Annotated in this window: 19 protein-coding genes and 1 pseudogene; 4 read left to right on the top strand and 16 right to left on the bottom strand. The window is 39.7% G+C overall.

Translation table 11 applies throughout. From position 1 onward, the window contains the following. Window positions 1–245 precede the first annotated feature (245 nt). Window positions 246–488, top strand: a pseudogene (locus IQ224_RS00215) (transposase); the annotation flags it as partial. Between the two features lie 255 nt (window positions 489–743). Here the strand turns inward: IQ224_RS00215 and IQ224_RS00210 are convergent. From IQ224_RS00210 to IQ224_RS00170, 9 genes are all read right to left on the bottom strand, one after another. Then, window positions 744–1,421 carry an MAE_28990/MAE_18760 family HEPN-like nuclease gene (locus IQ224_RS00210; RefSeq protein WP_002740199.1) on the bottom strand — a complete coding sequence of 226 codons (678 nt, stop codon included), beginning with the start codon at window positions 1,419–1,421 and terminating at the stop codon, window positions 744–746. An 18-nt stretch (window positions 1,422–1,439) separates the two neighbouring features. After that, a complete protein-coding gene (locus tag IQ224_RS00205; RefSeq protein ID WP_002748648.1) occupies window positions 1,440–2,603 on the bottom strand; it encodes a DUF262 domain-containing protein in 1,164 nt (387 codons plus the stop codon). 481 nt (window positions 2,604–3,084) lie between these two features. Beyond that, window positions 3,085–4,371: a glutamyl-tRNA reductase gene (locus IQ224_RS00200; protein WP_002748653.1), complete on the bottom strand. Its 1,287-nt coding sequence runs from the start codon at window positions 4,369–4,371 to the stop codon at window positions 3,085–3,087. Between the two features lie 184 nt (window positions 4,372–4,555). Beyond that, window positions 4,556–5,593, bottom strand: a complete 1,038-nt coding sequence (gene glpX, locus IQ224_RS00195; RefSeq protein ID WP_002748655.1) for a class II fructose-bisphosphatase — start codon at window positions 5,591–5,593, stop codon at window positions 4,556–4,558. 775 nt (window positions 5,594–6,368) lie between these two features. Further along, complete coding sequence (locus tag IQ224_RS00190) at window positions 6,369–7,130, bottom strand: sulfite exporter TauE/SafE family protein (RefSeq protein ID WP_036402674.1); 762 nt, start codon at window positions 7,128–7,130, stop codon at window positions 6,369–6,371. Continuing rightward, the gene (locus IQ224_RS00185; protein ID WP_002739647.1) at window positions 7,131–7,682 is read right to left on the bottom strand and encodes a DUF2854 domain-containing protein; all 552 of its coding nucleotides are present in this window, start codon (window positions 7,680–7,682) and stop codon (window positions 7,131–7,133) included. A gap of 178 nt (window positions 7,683–7,860) precedes the next feature. Next, entirely contained in the window at window positions 7,861–8,490 is a 630-nt protein-coding gene (locus IQ224_RS00180) for a DUF3782 domain-containing protein (RefSeq protein WP_084989970.1), read from the bottom strand. Between the two features lie 113 nt (window positions 8,491–8,603). Beyond that, window positions 8,604–9,254 (bottom strand): DUF3782 domain-containing protein, encoded by a 651-nt coding sequence (locus IQ224_RS00175; RefSeq protein WP_002748281.1) that lies wholly within the window; start codon window positions 9,252–9,254, stop codon window positions 8,604–8,606. Between the two features lie 123 nt (window positions 9,255–9,377). Next, a complete protein-coding gene (locus IQ224_RS00170; protein ID WP_084989971.1) occupies window positions 9,378–9,566 on the bottom strand; it encodes a hypothetical protein in 189 nt (62 codons plus the stop codon). A gap of 46 nt (window positions 9,567–9,612) precedes the next feature. Here IQ224_RS00170 and IQ224_RS00165 point away from each other — a divergent pair, with 46 nt between their 5' ends. Together IQ224_RS00165 and IQ224_RS00160 are read left to right on the top strand one after the other, a co-directional pair. After that, window positions 9,613–9,813 carry a hypothetical protein gene (locus IQ224_RS00165; RefSeq protein ID WP_084989972.1) on the top strand — a complete coding sequence of 67 codons (201 nt, stop codon included), beginning with the start codon at window positions 9,613–9,615 and terminating at the stop codon, window positions 9,811–9,813. Continuing rightward, on the top strand, window positions 9,810–10,064 hold the full coding sequence (locus IQ224_RS00160; protein WP_084989973.1) for a type II toxin-antitoxin system RelE/ParE family toxin: 255 nt from the start codon (window positions 9,810–9,812) through the stop codon (window positions 10,062–10,064). The genes IQ224_RS00165 and IQ224_RS00160 overlap by 4 nt, the downstream gene beginning before the upstream one ends. A 190-nt stretch (window positions 10,065–10,254) precedes the next feature. On the opposite strand, the gene IQ224_RS00155 is transcribed toward IQ224_RS00160, so the two are convergent. The 7 genes from IQ224_RS00155 to pdxH form a co-directional block, all read right to left on the bottom strand. Next, the gene (locus IQ224_RS00155; protein WP_104398401.1) at window positions 10,255–10,545 is read right to left on the bottom strand and encodes a UPF0175 family protein; all 291 of its coding nucleotides are present in this window, start codon (window positions 10,543–10,545) and stop codon (window positions 10,255–10,257) included. Between the two features lie 82 nt (window positions 10,546–10,627). Further along, window positions 10,628–10,897 (bottom strand): type II toxin-antitoxin system RelE/ParE family toxin, encoded by a 270-nt coding sequence (locus tag IQ224_RS00150; RefSeq protein ID WP_002739840.1) that lies wholly within the window; start codon window positions 10,895–10,897, stop codon window positions 10,628–10,630. Continuing rightward, on the bottom strand, window positions 10,890–11,138 hold the full coding sequence (locus IQ224_RS00145) for a type II toxin-antitoxin system Phd/YefM family antitoxin (protein WP_002739617.1): 249 nt from the start codon (window positions 11,136–11,138) through the stop codon (window positions 10,890–10,892). The genes IQ224_RS00150 and IQ224_RS00145 overlap by 8 nt, the downstream gene beginning before the upstream one ends. An 800-nt stretch (window positions 11,139–11,938) precedes the next feature. Further along, on the bottom strand, window positions 11,939–14,443 hold the full coding sequence (locus IQ224_RS00140) for a CHAT domain-containing protein (protein WP_194032330.1): 2,505 nt from the start codon (window positions 14,441–14,443) through the stop codon (window positions 11,939–11,941). Between the two features lie 59 nt (window positions 14,444–14,502). After that, window positions 14,503–15,201 (bottom strand): COP23 domain-containing protein, encoded by a 699-nt coding sequence (locus IQ224_RS00135; RefSeq protein WP_002748275.1) that lies wholly within the window; start codon window positions 15,199–15,201, stop codon window positions 14,503–14,505. Between the two features lie 69 nt (window positions 15,202–15,270). Continuing rightward, window positions 15,271–15,528: a trypco2 family protein gene (locus IQ224_RS00130; RefSeq protein ID WP_002748273.1), complete on the bottom strand. Its 258-nt coding sequence runs from the start codon at window positions 15,526–15,528 to the stop codon at window positions 15,271–15,273. Window positions 15,529–15,759: 231 nt separating this feature from the next. Continuing rightward, entirely contained in the window at window positions 15,760–16,404 is a 645-nt protein-coding gene (gene pdxH, locus IQ224_RS00125; protein WP_002787824.1) for a pyridoxamine 5'-phosphate oxidase, read from the bottom strand. 51 nt (window positions 16,405–16,455) lie between these two features. On the opposite strand from pdxH, the gene IQ224_RS00120 reads away from it, so the two are divergent. After that, window positions 16,456–17,226 (top strand): segregation/condensation protein A, encoded by a 771-nt coding sequence (locus tag IQ224_RS00120; RefSeq protein WP_002770439.1) that lies wholly within the window; start codon window positions 16,456–16,458, stop codon window positions 17,224–17,226. Window positions 17,227–17,287: the final 61 nt, after the last annotated feature.

Below are 17,287 nucleotides of genomic sequence, written 5' to 3'. Positions count from 1 at the left end.
GGGTACAGCAAAAAAGAGTGGAATACTGGTCTCAAGTGCGAGAAATTGGCTCTTCGTTACTTTTTATGGTTCGATAGGGTGGCATAAATAAACTAAATCCTTATCTGGCAAGAGATTTAATTGATTAGTTCGCTCTAGATCAAAAACAATTGACAAAAATCGCCAAACGTTTTTCTCTATAAGGGTTCCGTCCCTTATAACCCCCGTACATTACATAACAGAAACCGAAGAACCGAGAAATTTAGGCATCAAAACTAATTTTCATCGATGAATCGGGGGTAAATTTAGCCCAATTAAGACTCTATGCTAGAGCCTTAATTGGCCGAAGAGCTTGGGGAAGAAAACCACAAAAAAGAGGGAAAAATATTTCAATAATTGGTGCTATAAGCTTAGAAAAAGTTGTGGCATCAGTCAATATATACGGTGCAGTGGATGCGGTAACATTTGAAGGATTTATTCTGAAGGAAGTGCTGCCAAAAATTAAAGATTACCTGCTATTTAGGGTTTGCTGAATAATGGTAAAACCCTTTTAAAATAAAGCTTTTGACCTGTTAAAGTCCGATGTTCATGCTGCGAAAATAGGATTGGGACTTTCAAAAACCTTGCATTATCCTTCCTTTAGTACATCGCTTGGTACAAAAAACAAGGGCAACAAAGCCTAAAACGACCGGCTACTGACGACCGGCTACTGACTCCTACCCCCAGGAAAAACTTTTTCAGCAGACCCTATTTATTACAATATGCTACTGCGACTTTAAGAATGTTTTATGTTTAAGACCATACAACATTTTCAATCGGATTTCGTACATCAAATCTGTCACCAACTTCTTAAATCTGGTATAGACTTCCTGGTTAATCCTATCCTTTGGTGCTAAATCACCTCCATGAGCTACAGCATTGCGTAACCGCAGAAATAACTCTAAGGATTCCTTTAAATTACGATTCGGATGTGCATAATCCTTCCAATGTTCTGGAAACTTTTCAAGTGCAAAGCTTTTGAGTAATTTGTTTAAGACGTTGAAACCAACATTACTCTCGGTATTAACAACTCTTGAAAAAGTGCAGCTATCCCCAGCGTGAAACTCTTTAAGTGAAGCAAAAAACCTTACTTTTCTATTGTCATTTGTAGGATATTCCTTGAACTGTTTAAAGGAGTTTTCCATGTGGTGAATAACTATTTCATCGCAAAAATCATGAAGATCTCTGCCAACCTTATTAAGTTCATCAATATAGAGGTTGAAAGATTTTTGGATAAAGCTTTCCCATAAAGAATAAATCATCGATATTGATTGAGTTGAGAAAATGTCTTGATGCTTTGAAGATAGAGAGTACCTTCTCGTAAAAATTGCTCTCTCAATTTCGAAAAGAACAGATATTCTCTCCTCAATAATCTCTTGCAATGCCCTATCAAAATCATCCATAGCCTATTGCTAAGTTTATTATTGAAAAATTTCATCTACTCTTTTAAGACGATTTCTAATCCGACTTCTACTATTAGAAGCGGTTCCAGAATACCTTTTGAAGTCGTTGTCACTTTTTAATTGTGTTATCTTTGATTTCAAAAGTTCAAGGTCTTCAGCATACGTCTCGATATTTTGAGCAACTCCGATTAATATCCCCTCAAAATAAGCTGGAACAAATAAGTTTCTCTCGTTTCTAAATATCTTGTTGTCTTCTATTTGGTAAATTAACTCTAAAACTTTCATGATGAGAGATTCATAAACATCATAGTCAAAATTAGCGTTCTGAACAGTTCTCTCCATAAAATCGTTTAAAAACTTCTCCATATTTTCATTAACATTTTCAGCATTTTTGTAGAAAGCAAAAAACCTAAGAACTAATTCTTGATCATATAATTCATTAAGTTTGCCACTACTTAATTGAGTAAGATATTTGAAAACTTCGCTTTTACTAACTTTTAGTAAAAGCTCGTTAAGCCTGGGATTAACCCCTCGATAAATTGCATTTCTTATCTCTTGTGGAGTTAATTTTGAACCTCCAGAGTTTAGTCTTTTGAACAACTCATACTTCATGGAAGTACTACTTTCTCCTCTCAGAATTTCAACTCTACAAACAGCCCTTTTTAAGTTTATTTTTAGATTTGTTGGAAGATTGTCAACATTAAAGCCTTGCAAGCTTTTGACTAATCCTCCTTCTTGCAAAGTCCATTTATTTATAGTTTTTATCTCTCCAGTTTCTTCCCCGCTTTCCTCATCAATTTCTTCTTCTTCTTCGACTCCTGATCTGTCTATATATTCTTGATAGTCAATTGTCCATCCACTACCTTTTAGTTCACCAAAAAAACTTATGAAAGTAGAAACACGTTGCAATCCATCGACCAATTCCCATACACCGTTTTTATCCTCGGCCACAAATATTGGAGGAATTGGAATCGAGAGTAGAATTGATTCTATAAGTGCAGTTTTTTGTGCTTCTGACCATCGGAATAATCTCTGATACTCTGGTCTAATTATTAATTCACCATTTTTGTATAGGTTGATCAACTCCCCAAAAGAAATGTCAAGTCTATCAGACGACAGCCTTTTTCTCTCATCTGAGACTGCTTTTTCGAGTAAGGCTACTTTTTCAGCAAGGTTTTCCATATTACTCAGGCTTAGTATGCTTTTCCAAGTATAACGAGCTAACAATGAAATTGATGACGACTCTGTGAAAGAGAGAACTCAGTTTTTGACAGTCTAACTATTAATCATATCACTCCCTGCGGTCCCACACCCTCCTCTATCCTACTTCTCATTGACGTACTGTTAGGCCGTGGCTTCGACACCGCACTCTTAGACTCACAGCTTCAATGAATGAGCATGGTGCGTTCCCAAAAATCTATTGGTGGAGCAGTAGGACTTGCATTAGGGAACGCACCCTACAGCGATCGCACTATCAATTATACGGCTCCCTGCTGCCAACTCCGGCACTCATGGACAGTCTTTTAGAGAGTCAACCGCTTAGTGGTCTGTCAATCTTGAAATTGTGGATAGGGGAATGCTGCCAAATTATTCGCCCCCAATCCCTCAAAATCATCTTAACAGACCAGTAGAATCACCCTTAATTTTTGTCAATTGTCGGACTCTAACTATATTCTTCCCCGACACTGAGATTAAAGAGCATTTGTAGGGATTGTAAACAGCGCTTACGCGCTTCGATATCCTGTTGGGCCCGCAGTTGTACCATGGGTTCGTGAAGGATTTTATTGACGATACCGCGGGTCATTGCTTCGATAACTTCTTGGTGTTTTTCGGCGAATTCCGTCCCCAAACGGGAGAGGGCTTTTTCTAATTCCTGTTCGCGAATATCTTCAATTTTGCTTCTTAAACAGCTAATTGTCGGGACAGTGTCCAAAGAACGCCACCAAAGCTCGAAAGCTTCCACTTCCTGCTCTAGGAGTGCCTCTGCTTCCCTGGCCATCTGACGGCGACTTTCCTGATTGGCGGCAACCACCGCTTTGAGATCATCGACGTTAAAAGCTTGCACTTGTGCCAATTCCTTCACGTCGGTGTGGACGTTACGGGGAACAGAAATATCGATTAACATCAGCGATGTAGCAGTAATCGTCACTTCTGTCAATAAATTTTTAGTTAAAATTGGTTCCGTGGCTCCCGTACTGGTGAAGACGATATCCGATGCCGCTACTGTAGCCATCATCTCTTCTAAGCCATATAGTTGGATTGGTACGTTAGGAAATTCACGGGCCAACTCCTGGGCTCGTCTTTGGGAGCGATTGACGATCGCAATTTGCTGAGAACCCTTAGCCAGAAGGTGAGTAACTAATAATCGGGACATTTTCCCTGCCCCGATAATAGCGATTTTCTTGCCGCTGAGGTCTGCCACCTTAGCATGGGCTAACTCCACCGCCGCCGAACTGATCGATACGGCCCCCGTGCCAATACTGGTTTCCGTGCGGACGCGCTTACCGGCAGTCATCGCTTGTTTAAACAGGCGATCGAGTAATTGGCTAATAGTATTGTACTTCTGAGCTAATTTATGGGTATTTTTAACTTGAGCGAGAATTTGCCCTTCCCCGAGGACAAGACTTTCTAAACCGGCGGACACCCGGAGCAGATGACGGACAGCATCCTGATGCAGTAGGGTAAACAGATAACGACGCAGGACATTAAGGGGAATATGTCCGATTTCAGCGAGAAACTGGGTAATTTCCACCACGCCCTTTTCCGTATCCGTAACCACGGAGTAGATCTCCAAGCGGTTACAGGTGCTGATAATCGCCACCTCTTGGATGTGGGGATAACCCTTGAGGTGGGTAAGAGCGGACTCGATTTTCGCTTCCGGGATACTCAATTTTTCGCGAATTTCCACCGGGGCTGTCTTGTGACTCAAGCCCACTACAGCAATATTCATTTATGTTCTCCTACAAATGTTGCTCAGGCTACAAAAATTATTGATAAAGATCAGTGCGTTATGTCTCTAATTGTTGCAATTTAGTCCCAATCGGGATGCAAATAAAAGATGTTTGAAAAAAAACTTTATATATTTTTACCAATGGGGGCGAGGTGAGCCATACCCACCCCACCGCGTCAGGGAATTATCTCAGTTGAATGTATTTGGGTTGGTCGAACAGGTGAACGGTATCGACAAAGCGGGCGGTTTTCGATTGGGTGGAGATAACCAAGCTTTGGGTTCGAGCGCCACCATGAAAGAAGCGGACCCCTTCCATCAGGGTGCCGGGGGTGATACCACAGGCGGCAAAGAGGACGGTTTCGCCACTGGCTAATTCTTCGCAACCGTAAACGCGATCGGGATTGGTGATGCCCATTTCTTGCAGACGAGCGATATTACCCTCGCGACTTTCACCGATTAAACCGGTTTTGACCACTTCGGGATCATAGATTAATTGTCCCTGGAAGTGACCGCCTAGACAACGCATAGCCGCCGCCGAGATTACCCCTTCCGGAGCGGCACCGATACCCATGAGAGCATGAATATTAGTTCCCGAAAAAGCGCAGGAAATAGCGGCCGATACGTCACCATCGCTGATCAGACGAACTCTGGCCCCAGCGTTGCGGATTTCTTGGATTAATTCCTTGTGACGGGGACGATCCATAACCACTACCACCAGTTCTTCGATGGAACGATTGAGACAATCGGAAAGAACTTTCAGGTTTTCCGTCGCCGATTTATTAATATCCACATGACCTTTAGCTGCTGGGGGAGCGGCTAATTTTTTCATATAAAAGTCAGGAGCGGCGAATAATCCACCTTTTTCGGAGATCGCTAACACGGCCATAGAACCATTTTGACCGTAGGCAACCAAGTTAGTGCCTTCGCAGGGATCGACGGCGATATCGATTTCGACTAATTCGTCGGGATTACAATATTGTTTGGCATCAACTTGGGTACAGATACCCACTTCTTCGCCAATATAGAGCATGGGAGCTTCGTCTCTTTCCCCTTCTCCAATAACGATGCGACCGCGCATATGGATTTTATTCATCCGTTCGCGCATCGCTTCCACAGCGACGTGATCGGCGATATTTTTTTCGCCTTTACCCATCCACTTCGAGGAGGCAATGGCAGCCTGTTCGACCACTTCGATAATTTCTAACCCTAGCGTACTTTCCACTCGATGATCCTCCCTACAGCTGATCTATGATTTATCTAGTTAGTTTGTTTCCTTAACAGTCAAAAGTCTATCACCAGACGGGGATCATTCTTAAGTTTTTATGTAGATCATCTGGAGGAGACTGGTATAGCTAGGGAATTTTTGCCAGCACTGTCGCCCCCATCTCAGTTATGGAGAGCTTGTTCGCTGATTTGCTCTGGCGATCGCATGAAGGAAGGTTCTTACCCCTGTTTTGAATGCTAGACAAGGGCAGCTTTGTCAATACTAAACATCTGGTGCGGTTTTGCCGAGCAAAATTATAACGTTATCGGGTCAGGTTTTAAAATGAGCCATTTTAGTTGACTGTCTTTCTCATAAAGATGCAGTATAACCTAATTTGCTATCGACGACTGACTCCCCAAAGGGAAAATTTCCTACCTCATCCTTAAGATAAGCTAAGTAGCTGGTTATAATTAAATTGAAGATAGATTTTGGGTTCGATCCCCCCTGCCCCCCTTGATAAGGGAGCATTTGATAATTTTTAACGCCTACGTAGGGTTTGCTGAATAAATCTAAAAACCTTGTTGGATAAGGCTTTTAGACTTTTTTTCCCTGAAAAAGTCCCTACCATTGGAGTGATTGGGGGGAAAATTTAGGGATTTTTTCCCTGAAAATTAGGTAATTGACCACCTGAAAATGGGTAAAACCCCACACCCCACACCCTGCCCCCACGAAAAACTTTTTCAGCAGCCCCTACGTACTTAAGACGCATTTTAACCGCCTATAACTCGGTTTGTTAACGAAGCCAATAAACTATAGCGATAATAATACTCAGAATTACCACAGTCTGGCGCAGATAACTAGGAGAGATAATTCTAGCTAGTTTTCCCCCCAATACCCCCCCCATTAAAGAGCCAACTGCTACCACTATCGCTGCCGACCAATATACATGATTAGAAAAGAGAAAAAACCAAGATGCGGCCACATTAACCACCAAAGAAAGCAACTGTTTTAAAGCATTTAATCTCGTGAGATTATCCTTGAGAAATAAGCCCAAAATTGCCAACTCAATTACCCCTAAACCTGCGCCAAAATAACCACCATAAACTGAAGCAAGAGCGATGGGTAAAACCGCCAAAATTTCTGGTATATGACCATTTTCGTCCCCTTGTTGCCGCTGTAGCCAAGAGCGTAAAGTATCTTGAAAAGCCAATAAAGCCGCCGCTAAAAGAATCAGAAAAGGAATCAGGCGCTCAAATACTTTATCACTACTATTTAACAGCAAAATACCACCGATAATGCCGCCAATAACTGCCGGTGGTAGTAATAATCGAATCCGTTTTTGTTGCCCGTGCAGGTCTTTTTTTTGGGCGAGGGTTGCCCCCAGATAACCGGGACATAAAGCGACGGTATTAGTCACATTTGCCATTACTGGTGGGATACCCACCGCCATCAGCGTCGGAAAAGTAATCAGACTACCGCCACCGGCAAGAGCATTAATTAAGCCGGCAGCCACGGCAGCGATTACCAAGAAGCCATACTGAATAGGCGTGAGCATTTAGGTGTTAGGGATAGTAATTAGCGATAAATCAATTTTTTCCTCGTCAACTTGCTTAATTTCGGCTCTAATTCCTGGTCCAAAATATCTTTCGATTTTTTCCTGTTTTGCCAGCCACTTTTCTAGGGGTAAAAGGGGCGATTCAAATTCTAGGGTGAAACAATAGGCGGAATCAACAGCAGTTTCACGAATTGCCACTAAAGTCGGTCTTTCCTCGTCTGTGGGGCTTAATCCCAGCTTTTCTAAGGCTTCATCCAGATGCACTTCCTGTCCGTAGCGATAGCGGGTGACATCGTTGCGAAGTTTGGTTTGGGTGACAGTAGCCTGTTGTTGGCGCAATTGCAAGATTTCGGGGCTAGTGGGTTGACTGAAGGGTATCGGTTTGATTTCTGAAGCTTTTAGGGCTAAACCTCCCAATAATAACGGTAATCCGTAGAAAAAACCCGCTAAATTGACCGTGGCGTTACCTTGGGCATAACCGATGATCCCGATAACCGTTAAAATACTGCCTAAAATTAAGCCAAAGTATGATAGTCTAATTTTTCTGAGCATGAAATAATTTTTTTCTTGAGTACGCTAATCCTTTAGAGATTATACAACTCAAGAGAATCTTTTTTGCAGATGGGCAGTGGGAAGATTTTTCAGTTATCAGTAAACAGTCATCAGTCATCAGTGAAAAGAAAGCGGCGAACTTGACACTTAATAAGTAAGTAATCTCAATTTTGATGTTTTAATAAGGTCGAGGTTGAAAATTATCGGGAATATCGAGTTCAAATACTTGGTCATGAATCCGAGCCACATAAAACCCTTCTTGCAGAATTTTTTCGCGTAATTCATTGGATAAGTCAACGGATGCTAGTATGCCATAGAGTTTTTTATCTTTGTGTTCAGAAAAAAAGCTGCGAAACCGTTGCAAAATACTTTTTAATTGTGTAATGGATTCCTCTCTAGCATGACTTTTAACCTCGACGATATAGGCAGTATTTAGCTCACCATTGGTATAGGCAAGGACATCAATTTCTAGGTGTTTTCCATCTTTACTGACTCGGACACTGGGACTAACAACTTCCATACCGAACCTTTGTCTGAGAATCTTTTCCATTGAAGGAAGGGCAAGTCCTTCGGTAAAGCTGCCGAATTTGGCTCCGAGTCCCCCAATTTGCTGACCTAATTCTTTGAGTTGTTTGTCAGTTTTCTTCTGTTGTTGGGCGTTTTCCTTCTGTTGTCGGTCAGTTTCCTTCTGTTGTTGACTAACTTCCTTCAGTTGTTTGTCAGTTTCTTTTTGAGCAGCAGTTAATTCGGCTTGAGCAGTGGCTAATTCGGCTAAGATTCGCCATACGTCTTCGGATGTAGTTGCCATAGATAATTTTTTTTCTCTAATTTGGTCTATTACTATTTTACTGAATTTTGCCGATTCATGAATAAGAGAGTGTTTTTTCCTTTAGCTAAGATAGAGCGATTACATTTAAATTTTTAATAAGGTCGGGGTTGAAAATTATCGGGAATATCGAGTTCAAATACTTGGTCATGAATCCGAGCCACATAAAACCCTTCTTGCAGAATTTTTTCGCGTAATTCGTTGGATAAGTCAACTGATGCTAGTATGCCATAGAGTTTTTTGTCCTTGTGTTCAGGAAAAAAGCTGCGAAACCGTTGCAAAATACTTTTTAATTGTGTAATGGATTCCTCTCTAGCATGACTTTTAACCTCGACGATATAGGCAGTATTTAGCTCACCATTGGTATAGGCAAGAACATCAATTTCTAGGTGTTTTCCATCTTTACTGACTCGGACACTGGGACTAACAACTTCCATACCGAACCTTTGTCTGAGAATCTTTTCCATTGAAGGAAGGGCAAGTCCTTCGGTAAAGCTGCCGAATTTGGCTCCGAGTCCCCCAATTTGCTGACCTAATTCTTTGAGTTGTTTGTCAGTTTTCTTCTGTTGTTGGGCGTTTTCCTTCTGTTGTTGACTGACTTCCTTCAATAGTAGGTCAGTTTCCTTGAGTTGTTGGGCGTTTTCCTTCTGTTGTTGACTGACTTCCTTCAATAGTAGGTCAGTTTCTTTTTGAGCAGCAGTTAATTCGGCTAAGAGTCGCCATACGTCTTCGGATGTAGTTGCCATAGATAATTTTTTCCCGATGTCACCTATTCACTATTTTATCGGATTTCTGCGCTTGCCGAAGACACTGGGGAGCAGACTGCTGATTCAATTGGGTAAGGTGGAGGCTAATTCATAGAACAAGAATCACCGCCACCAGCGACTAACATACCCAATACTTTGATACACTTCTCTTAAGGCAACCTCCCCCCCAAAATGAAGGATTAAAGGGACTAAGTTGGGAATAGTTTCGAGGAAATTAGAACGAGTGAGAGTACCCAAAGCATGAAAGGTTTTTTCCCAGAAGGATAGGTCAATATTGGCAGGGGTTAACACCTGAGTTATAATTGGAACGAAAATTAACTAAGGCAGTTGTTCTCAAATGAAATTAAAGGAAAGGTATATCACCGATGAGCAGGGTAATCGAATAGGTGTTCTTTTAGATATAGAAGAATATCAGAAACTGCTGGAAGAATCAGAAGAGTTAGATGCCATTAGAGCCTATGATTTGGCTGTCTCAGGCGAGGATGATGAAATTCCTTTTGAAGTGGCGATCTCTGAAATTGAAAATAGTCAGCAATGAGTTACAATATTACTATTAAAAAACGTGCTTCTAAGGCTTTAGCAAATCTCCCAAAGGATGATTATCAAAAAGTTCGAGATGGCATTAGAGAATTAGCTGAAAATCCAAGACCATCAGGATGTCTAAAACTGACAGGAAGAGAAGGGTGGCGGGTTGGGATTGGAGTTTATCGAATTATTTATGGGATCGATGATTCAGAAAAGAAGGTGATTGTTCTTGATATTGGGCATCGAAAGGATATTTACCGCTAAATACAAGCAATCATCCCTCACAATATCAGAGCAAAAGCGATCACTGATTCAATTGGATAAGACGGATGCTAATTAGTGAGAGGAGAATCACCGCCACCAGCGACTAACATCCCTAATACTTTGATACACTTCTCTTCAGGCGACCACTCCACCAAAATGAAGGATTAAAGGCGCTAAGTTGGGAATAGAATTAACAATTATCTTCATTCTCTTTGATTTTTTGGGCTAATTTACGGCTGGTTTGTATTTCTGATTCCCATTCTTCTGCTGTGTAATCAATAATGGAAAAACCATACTCAGAGAGAAGTGTATAAAATGTATATTTATCGCATCCTAATACTTGTGCGCCGATTCCTGCTGAAATTTTTCCTTCTTGATAAAGATGCCCTAATGTATAAATTATGACTTTACGAGAGAATGTTTCTTTTTCTTCTCTGGCGGCAATGAGAAGTTCTTCGGGAAATGTTACATTAATGCTCATGAGTGTTTAAAAATAATTTGTTTTTCTTGATTTTAGCAGGAATAATATCGCTAATTAATTGATGGTTGATAATTAATATTCTCTATATTGTTCTCTTTAGTTGTTTATAAATTTCATCATCGTTTCGTTTGTCAATCAGCAAGATTTCTAGTGTTTGCTCCTCAACACGATAAACGATTCGATATTCACCAATATCGGCTCTATGATAAGAGTATCCTTTTAACTTTAGAGAATCTTGGGGATAGGGATTTGTTCTCAGTTCGGTTATTTTTGTGGCTACTTGTTTGGCGTGTTTATCTGGCAGTTTTTTTAAGCGTTTAGTTGCCTGTCGAGATAGGTTAATCTTAAGCATTTAAAATTTCTGACAGTAAAGCCTCACTTTCTGTTGTTCCGATAAAACCTTCTTGATGAGCTTTTTCTGCCTGTAAAGCCAAAAGTTGATTTTCTAACTCGGAAAATCTCTCAAATTCCTCGATTGACAGCACGACTGCAACATTACGTCCCTTTTTTGCTATCTTTACTGGTTCTCTTCGAGCCAAGTCTAACAGTTCGCCAAAGCGATTTTTTGCTTCTGAGGCTCCTAATGTTTTCATAACTAACCTTTATAGAAACTAGCCATTATGACCATTTTAGCTATTATAGCAATTATTGACAGGGCAATCACTTCCACCAGCGACTGACTTCTCTAATCCCTTGATACACTTCTCTTAAAGCAACCTCCCCCCCAAAATGAAGGATTAAAGGGACTAAGTTGGGAATAGTTTCGAGGAACTTACGACGAGTGAGAGTACCCAAAGCATGAAGGGTATTTTCCCAGAAAGATAAGTCAACATTAGCAGGGGTTAATGTGGCTGTTAATGCTTTTAATACGTCTGCACGCGGGTATTCAGACCCAATCGTTCTGGCAATTTCTAAGGGTTTCGGGTAACACTTCCGTTGACATACTCCGCGCCGTGAACGGACGTGGATTCTTCTATCATCGCTGATTAGAATTTCTGGCTCAACGAGTTCGCTTAAATCAGACCCCTTGCGGTATCTAACCCAGAGGCGAGTCTCTCCTCAGACTTTCGCGACCTTACAGAAGCCTGTTCTCGTATGCCCTACGATACAGTTCAAAACCTCTAAAATAATTGGTTTCTCTGGTACTTGATGCTTAGAGCTTTTACCCATAAAAGCAATCCTTTATGGAACCCTATAACTCTAGTTTTCAAGGTGCGCCTATCGATTAGATAGCTAGGTTTTTAGAGCGGTTGAATACCTTATCCGCTACGGTCTATGATTATACATCATAAGGGTAATTATTTCCACCACCGACTAACATCCTTAATACTTTGATACACTTCTCTTAATGCGACCTCTCCCCCAAAATGAAGGATTAAAGGGACTAAAGTGATTAATCTAAAGCATTAGTTGGTTTTTCTGCTTCTCCAAATAAAACGAAAGCAGACCATAAGCCGGGATTTTCATGTTTTTTCATGGTGTTTAACATTGCTTGCCGTAATGCTTTGGCTTTGTCTGGATCATTCTGAAGATTTTTATGAAAATTGATCATTAACTCGTCAGATGGTGAGTCAGGAATTTTCCACAAAGAGACTACAATACTAGGCACTCCTTTTCTCATAAATTCATTAATGAAACTAGAACTACGATAATCACCCAATCCAGCTAAACCTGTTTCACAAGCACTTAAAACGACCAATTGTGCCTTGAAAGTAGTTTTAGGATTAAAAATGGAAGAGGAATCCAAAAACCCATCTTCTAAATTATAGAAGTCGCAATCCATAGGGCCATCTCCTACACAGGAAGGACGGGAAGGAGTTAAGGCTAATACCGAATTCCCCATAGAAGTATAAAATCCATGAGTGGCAAGATGAATAATGTCGGCATTCTGCATTTTTTTAAGGACAACTTCTCCTGTCGCATCTTTTCCAATTAACGGTTCTGTTTGATAAATCTTGGCAATTTCCCTAGCTTCATTTTCTGTTCCTTTTAACTGCCCAAGTTTTTGAGGTTTAATATTACGAATTTCACCATATTCTTGACGACTTTCATCAATAGCAGGTAATTTAATGGTCGGCATGATAGGATTGCCTACGATAAGAGGAGCTTTCTGACTATACTTTCTATACTTTTCAGTTATTGCCGATATTGATGCTTTTACATAAGCCTCATTATGAAGCATTTTTAAAATTTTGATTGAAGGCGCGTAATAGATAGTATGTTTTTCGATCAAGTATTTCCCTTGAGTATCTCTTAACGCAGCAAAGGGAACTTTCAATAATTGACTATCTGGAATAAATACCACATGATCATCAGGATTTGTTGGCAATATATCTGCTATTGGTTCAATCAATACTTGATTTAATTTTTGTAAACATTCAATAGATTTTTGACAATATTTATTTGACAAAGAAGTAATAATTTGGGGTATATCTGTTCTTCCATTTTCTTGATTAATTAGTCCATAATTAACTTGAATTAAATCTTTTAGAGAGGGAATGTTGTCAATTTGAGATTGAGCAAATTGTGATTGTTTTTGGTTCTGACACCCGACAGTATTTAAAACTAAAATTACTCCCCAAAAAAGAATCGCTAATTTTTTATTTTGAGATTTGGCAAAAATCAGCAAAACCAATATTGTAACTATAAAATTAAAAATGAATAAATTGAGAAAATTCCGCTCGATAGATAAAACTGACGATAGGTTATCTTGGTTAAATGCTATTTTCGCTGTCTTGTTAGATAAATTTACCTGGCGAAAATAAACATTGCTATCAGGAGTAACTACCCAGATTAAAAGTTTATCATCTTCATGTAATGAGTATTCGACAATGGTTGTATTTTTGACTTTTGCTATCTTTTTAAAGTCATCAATAGTCATTCTGGGTTCATTTTTTAACTGTTCTTGTCTTTGTTCTTCTGAAAGAGCGGAATCACCCCAATTACGGAGTAGATTGAGAGAACGCCCCAAATCAGATATTTCTAGTGCTTTTTCATATTTCTTTTGCTTGATTAAAACATTTTCATAATCCTTAAGACGAGATAAAGACTCAAAAGGAAGATTTTCAAATGATTGATCAAATTTCTTTTCTGCGTTCTTAAAGTCACCCAATCCAGTTAATATTGTTCCTTCTTGTGCGGAAAGTGAAGAAGTAGGAAAATAAATATATCTATAAAAATTTTGTGAAAGATATTTTTTATATTTACTATTCATATCCTTAAAATCATTTAAGGCATACTTGTAATCTTTGAGGGAATGAGTATTGTTAGCTAACATTAAATTAAGATCATTAATGACCATTACCAAACCACCTATATCTAAACTACGGATGCCTCCAGAATAGTACCCAGTTTTATTCAGTGAATTTAATTGAATATTGATACCATTTTTATACCCTGTAATAAGTTTCTTGATAAGTGAAATTGACTCTTTCTTTTTTCCTATTTTGTCTAATGATTTGATCAATACTATTTCTTTATCTGAATAATATATGCTCTCATTTAATGCGTTATTACCAACTCTAAATAGTCTAAAATACTTAGAACAATACTTTACAATCTCTTTGTGTCTAGTAACAAGGTCTGACAATCTGATATTAAAGTCACATAGCCAGTAAAGCATATTTTCTGTTAACCCTAAATCTGAAGTTTTTTCATATACAGATAATTTATACTCTGCGCGTTTAATTCCTTCTTCAATAAGCTTAATAGTCTCAGGATTATTGGTATCTATCGTTTGAAATTGACCCGTACCTTCTGCGAACATAGGTAATGGCTTTTTTATAATGTCTTGCATTTCCTTTGTCGTCTGTGCCAACGTCAAAGAACATCCAAATGGCAATGATATAGCGATACAAATAGAAACAAAGACAAGGCTTGTCAATTTATGGAGTTTCATAATTTGCCACAGAAAATTTTCAAATATATTTGAATGAGTAATAAAATTCAGAATTATTCTTACCAAGCAGGTTTTTCCGAACTTTTTTCGGTATTCTTTTTAGATTTTGGTGAAGGAATAATTGAAGAAATATCATAAAAAACTCGTTTTCCTTCCGCAAAAGTCTTAGGTGGTTTTTCTCCCCTTAAAACAGGAGGCTCTTGACTAGGTAATTTGTGGCGATTTAATAGCTCTTTTAGAACATCATCAGGGTTATCTTTCGATTCTAAAGTAATTAATAAATCCTTCTCATGGCAAACTGAATTTTCTGATTTAACAGCACAGATTACAGGCACTTCCTTATTGGGAACCCACGTTTCTAATGTGGCAACTAAACGTTTTAAGCCATCACGATCATAAATTCTTTGGAATCGCCGAGAAACTTCCTCACACCTTTTTAGCGGTGGCCAATTATCACCAAAATAATTATTATCTAGCTTCCAAAGAATAATTGGAATCGATTCATCACCCGTTGCAATTGTTGCAGGAAAACTTTTCCCATTGTATTCACTTTCTCCACAAGAAAATGTAACTTTTGACGCTGGAGACTCCGAGTGAACTTGACGAGGAGAAACGTTTGTTTTCTGGGGTTCTGCTTTGGGAGAAGGAACAGGTGATGGCTTAAGTACAGATATTAGTCCAGTCACCGCAACAATAAATGGTGCAGCCGCAGTCAGAATAGCCACAACACCACCAACATTATTTTTGTTATCGCTCATTAATTGATTACCTCTTTAGAAAAGATTCTTTTGGGGTGATCACCTCTTTTATTGTATATCTCTTATCCACTATTGGCAAAAGCTTAAAGGAATTTTAATTCTATGGGTTATCGTATCTTTATTGGTGACACCCCCACCCATTTCTACTACCCAAAATTTCAGCCCACCTTTGCCTTCTTTCGACTGCTCAACCACAAATTGAACCTCTAATTCAATGTTACCCACTTCAAAGCGAATCTGCTCACCCTCAGAGGCTAAAATAGATTTACTCAGTTCAACCCGCAATGCTTCTAAGGTTTCTCGAAGTCCAACTTTATTGATGTCCATAATTCTCTAGTTATTTTTGAAGGATGCAAACAAAAACCCTTTCAATTCTATCGTTTTTCTGAAACTTTAGGGCAGAGAGATTGCCTTTATCCAATTGATATAATAGCCCAACCCAATCGCTAAGGTAAGCGCGGGTTGGGAAAAGACATCGACCTAATATTATCTCAAGACTAAAATGACAAATTGAATTAGCATCGAGCTATTTTGCTAATACAAGGTGTCAAAATAAAACTAAGGAGCTAAACGTTGCCTTTGCCAACTACCATCTTCTTGACGATAATAACAGAGACGATCGTGGAGACGACTGGGGCGACCTTGCCAGAACTCGATTAAACTAGGAATTAGGCGAAATCCGCCCCAATGAGGAGGACGGGGAACTTCACGACCCGCATATTCTTCTTTTAGTTCTGCCAGGCGTTTTTCGAGTATATCTCGCCCGGAAATCACTTCACTTTGATTGGAGGCCCAGGCCCCTAAACGAGATTCCCAGGGACGGACAAAAAAGTAATTATCCGATTCCTCCTCGCTGATTTTTTCTACAGTTCCCTCGATCCTAATTTGCCGTTGCAATTCTCCCCACCAAAACACTAGGGCCGCATTGGGATTAGCGATTAATTCCTGTCCTTTGGCGCTTTGGTAGTTGGTAAAGAGAACAAAACCGCGAGGATCGAAGTCTTTTAACAGTACCATGCGGGCCCGGGGTTTGCCCTCCGGGGAAATAGTGGCTAAAGTCATAGCGTTGGGTTCTAATCTTCCCGAAGATACTGCCCGTTCTAGCCATTGTTTAAATACAATGAAAGGATCGGCAGATGTTTCGGACTCTAGCAATTCTTCAAGATTGTAGTCCAAACGCAGGTCAGCGATCGATATGTCCATGGTTTTGCTTGCTAAATTCTATCCTTTGAGATCCTACAAGATTCTAGAATCATGACTATCACCTCAGCTAGTGACGCGATCGAATCTCTGTTAGAAATGGCGGAACAGGGAGAAATTGACCCCTGGGATGTGCAGGTTATTGATGTGATCGATCGCTTTTTGGCGGAATTGGGGTTATTAAATGATCTAGATTTAGCCATGGCCCAGGCTAATTTACCCCAATCGGGACAGGCTTTTTTATGGGCTTCTATGTTAGTTTTATTTAAGGCTGATACCCTAGAAAGATTGTCTTTGGAACAGCAAGAAGAAAGTCTGATTGATGAGGAAATTAGCGAGTTAGAACGGGAATTAAGAACTTTACCCCGTTATCTAGAAAATCATATTCGCCGTCGTACTGCTGCCCCACCACCGCGAAAAAGACGGGTAACTTTGCAGGAGTTAATCACTCAATTACAACAGATTGCCCTAGAGATTGAAGCTTTACCAAAACTGCCTGTAGTTGTCCCGAAACCCCGGCCACAATCCCGACGGGAAGCGGTACAAATTATCACGGAATTGGCCCACCAAGAAAACCTGACGGAGTTGGCAGCGGAACTGGACTTTTTTTTGCAGAGAAAGTTTTTTCAATTAGAGAAAAATGAGATAGAGTTTGAGTATTTATTAGATTTATGGCAAGGGGAAAAACCCTCTAGTCACTCGGCAACACAGGAAAAGGTGGCGATTTTTTGGGCTTTACTTTTACTCGCTTCTCAATCAAAAGTGGAGTTAAAACAAGAGGATTTTTATCAGGATTTAACTATTTCTTTAATTAGGGTTTGCTGAAGGTATGGGGTTTTACCGATTATTTTCATCTGGTCAATTAACTAATTTTCAGAACGTAGAA

This window comes from Microcystis sp. LEGE 00066, from assembly GCF_015207925.1.
GTDB classification, from domain to species: domain Bacteria; phylum Cyanobacteriota; class Cyanobacteriia; order Cyanobacteriales; family Microcystaceae; genus Microcystis; species Microcystis ichthyoblabe_A.
Note: the sequence above shows the minus strand (reverse complement) of the source record. Positions and strands in the feature narration are given on the sequence as shown.

What these genes read in the sequence shown, in the direction of transcription:
- IQ224_RS00145 (WP_002739617.1), bottom strand. Translation starts at nt 11,138, where the DNA reads ATGAAAACATTAGGAGCCTCAGAAGCAAAAAATCGCTTTGGCGAACTG.
- IQ224_RS00135 (WP_002748275.1), bottom strand. Translation starts at nt 15,201, where the DNA reads ATGAGCGATAACAAAAATAATGTTGGTGGTGTTGTGGCTATTCTGACT.
- IQ224_RS00200 (WP_002748653.1), bottom strand. Translation starts at nt 4,371, where the DNA reads ATGAATATTGCTGTAGTGGGCTTGAGTCACAAGACAGCCCCGGTGGAA.
- IQ224_RS00165 (WP_084989972.1), top strand. Translation starts at nt 9,613, where the DNA reads ATGAAATTAAAGGAAAGGTATATCACCGATGAGCAGGGTAATCGAATA.
- IQ224_RS00120 (WP_002770439.1), top strand. Translation starts at nt 16,456, where the DNA reads ATGACTATCACCTCAGCTAGTGACGCGATCGAATCTCTGTTAGAAATG.
- IQ224_RS00140 (WP_194032330.1), bottom strand. Translation starts at nt 14,443, where the DNA reads ATGAAACTCCATAAATTGACAAGCCTTGTCTTTGTTTCTATTTGTATC.
- IQ224_RS00155 (WP_104398401.1), bottom strand. Translation starts at nt 10,545, where the DNA reads ATGAGCATTAATGTAACATTTCCCGAAGAACTTCTCATTGCCGCCAGA.
- IQ224_RS00205 (WP_002748648.1), bottom strand. Translation starts at nt 2,603, where the DNA reads ATGGAAAACCTTGCTGAAAAAGTAGCCTTACTCGAAAAAGCAGTCTCA.
- IQ224_RS00190 (WP_036402674.1), bottom strand. Translation starts at nt 7,130, where the DNA reads ATGCTCACGCCTATTCAGTATGGCTTCTTGGTAATCGCTGCCGTGGCT.
- IQ224_RS00150 (WP_002739840.1), bottom strand. Translation starts at nt 10,897, where the DNA reads ATGCTTAAGATTAACCTATCTCGACAGGCAACTAAACGCTTAAAAAAA.
- IQ224_RS00210 (WP_002740199.1), bottom strand. Translation starts at nt 1,421, where the DNA reads ATGGATGATTTTGATAGGGCATTGCAAGAGATTATTGAGGAGAGAATA.
- IQ224_RS00160 (WP_084989973.1), top strand. Translation starts at nt 9,810, where the DNA reads ATGAGTTACAATATTACTATTAAAAAACGTGCTTCTAAGGCTTTAGCA.
- IQ224_RS00175 (WP_002748281.1), bottom strand. Translation starts at nt 9,254, where the DNA reads ATGGCAACTACATCCGAAGACGTATGGCGACTCTTAGCCGAATTAACT.
- IQ224_RS00180 (WP_084989970.1), bottom strand. Translation starts at nt 8,490, where the DNA reads ATGGCAACTACATCCGAAGACGTATGGCGAATCTTAGCCGAATTAGCC.
- pdxH (WP_002787824.1), bottom strand. Translation starts at nt 16,404, where the DNA reads ATGGACATATCGATCGCTGACCTGCGTTTGGACTACAATCTTGAAGAA.
- IQ224_RS00185 (WP_002739647.1), bottom strand. Translation starts at nt 7,682, where the DNA reads ATGCTCAGAAAAATTAGACTATCATACTTTGGCTTAATTTTAGGCAGT.
- IQ224_RS00130 (WP_002748273.1), bottom strand. Translation starts at nt 15,528, where the DNA reads ATGGACATCAATAAAGTTGGACTTCGAGAAACCTTAGAAGCATTGCGG.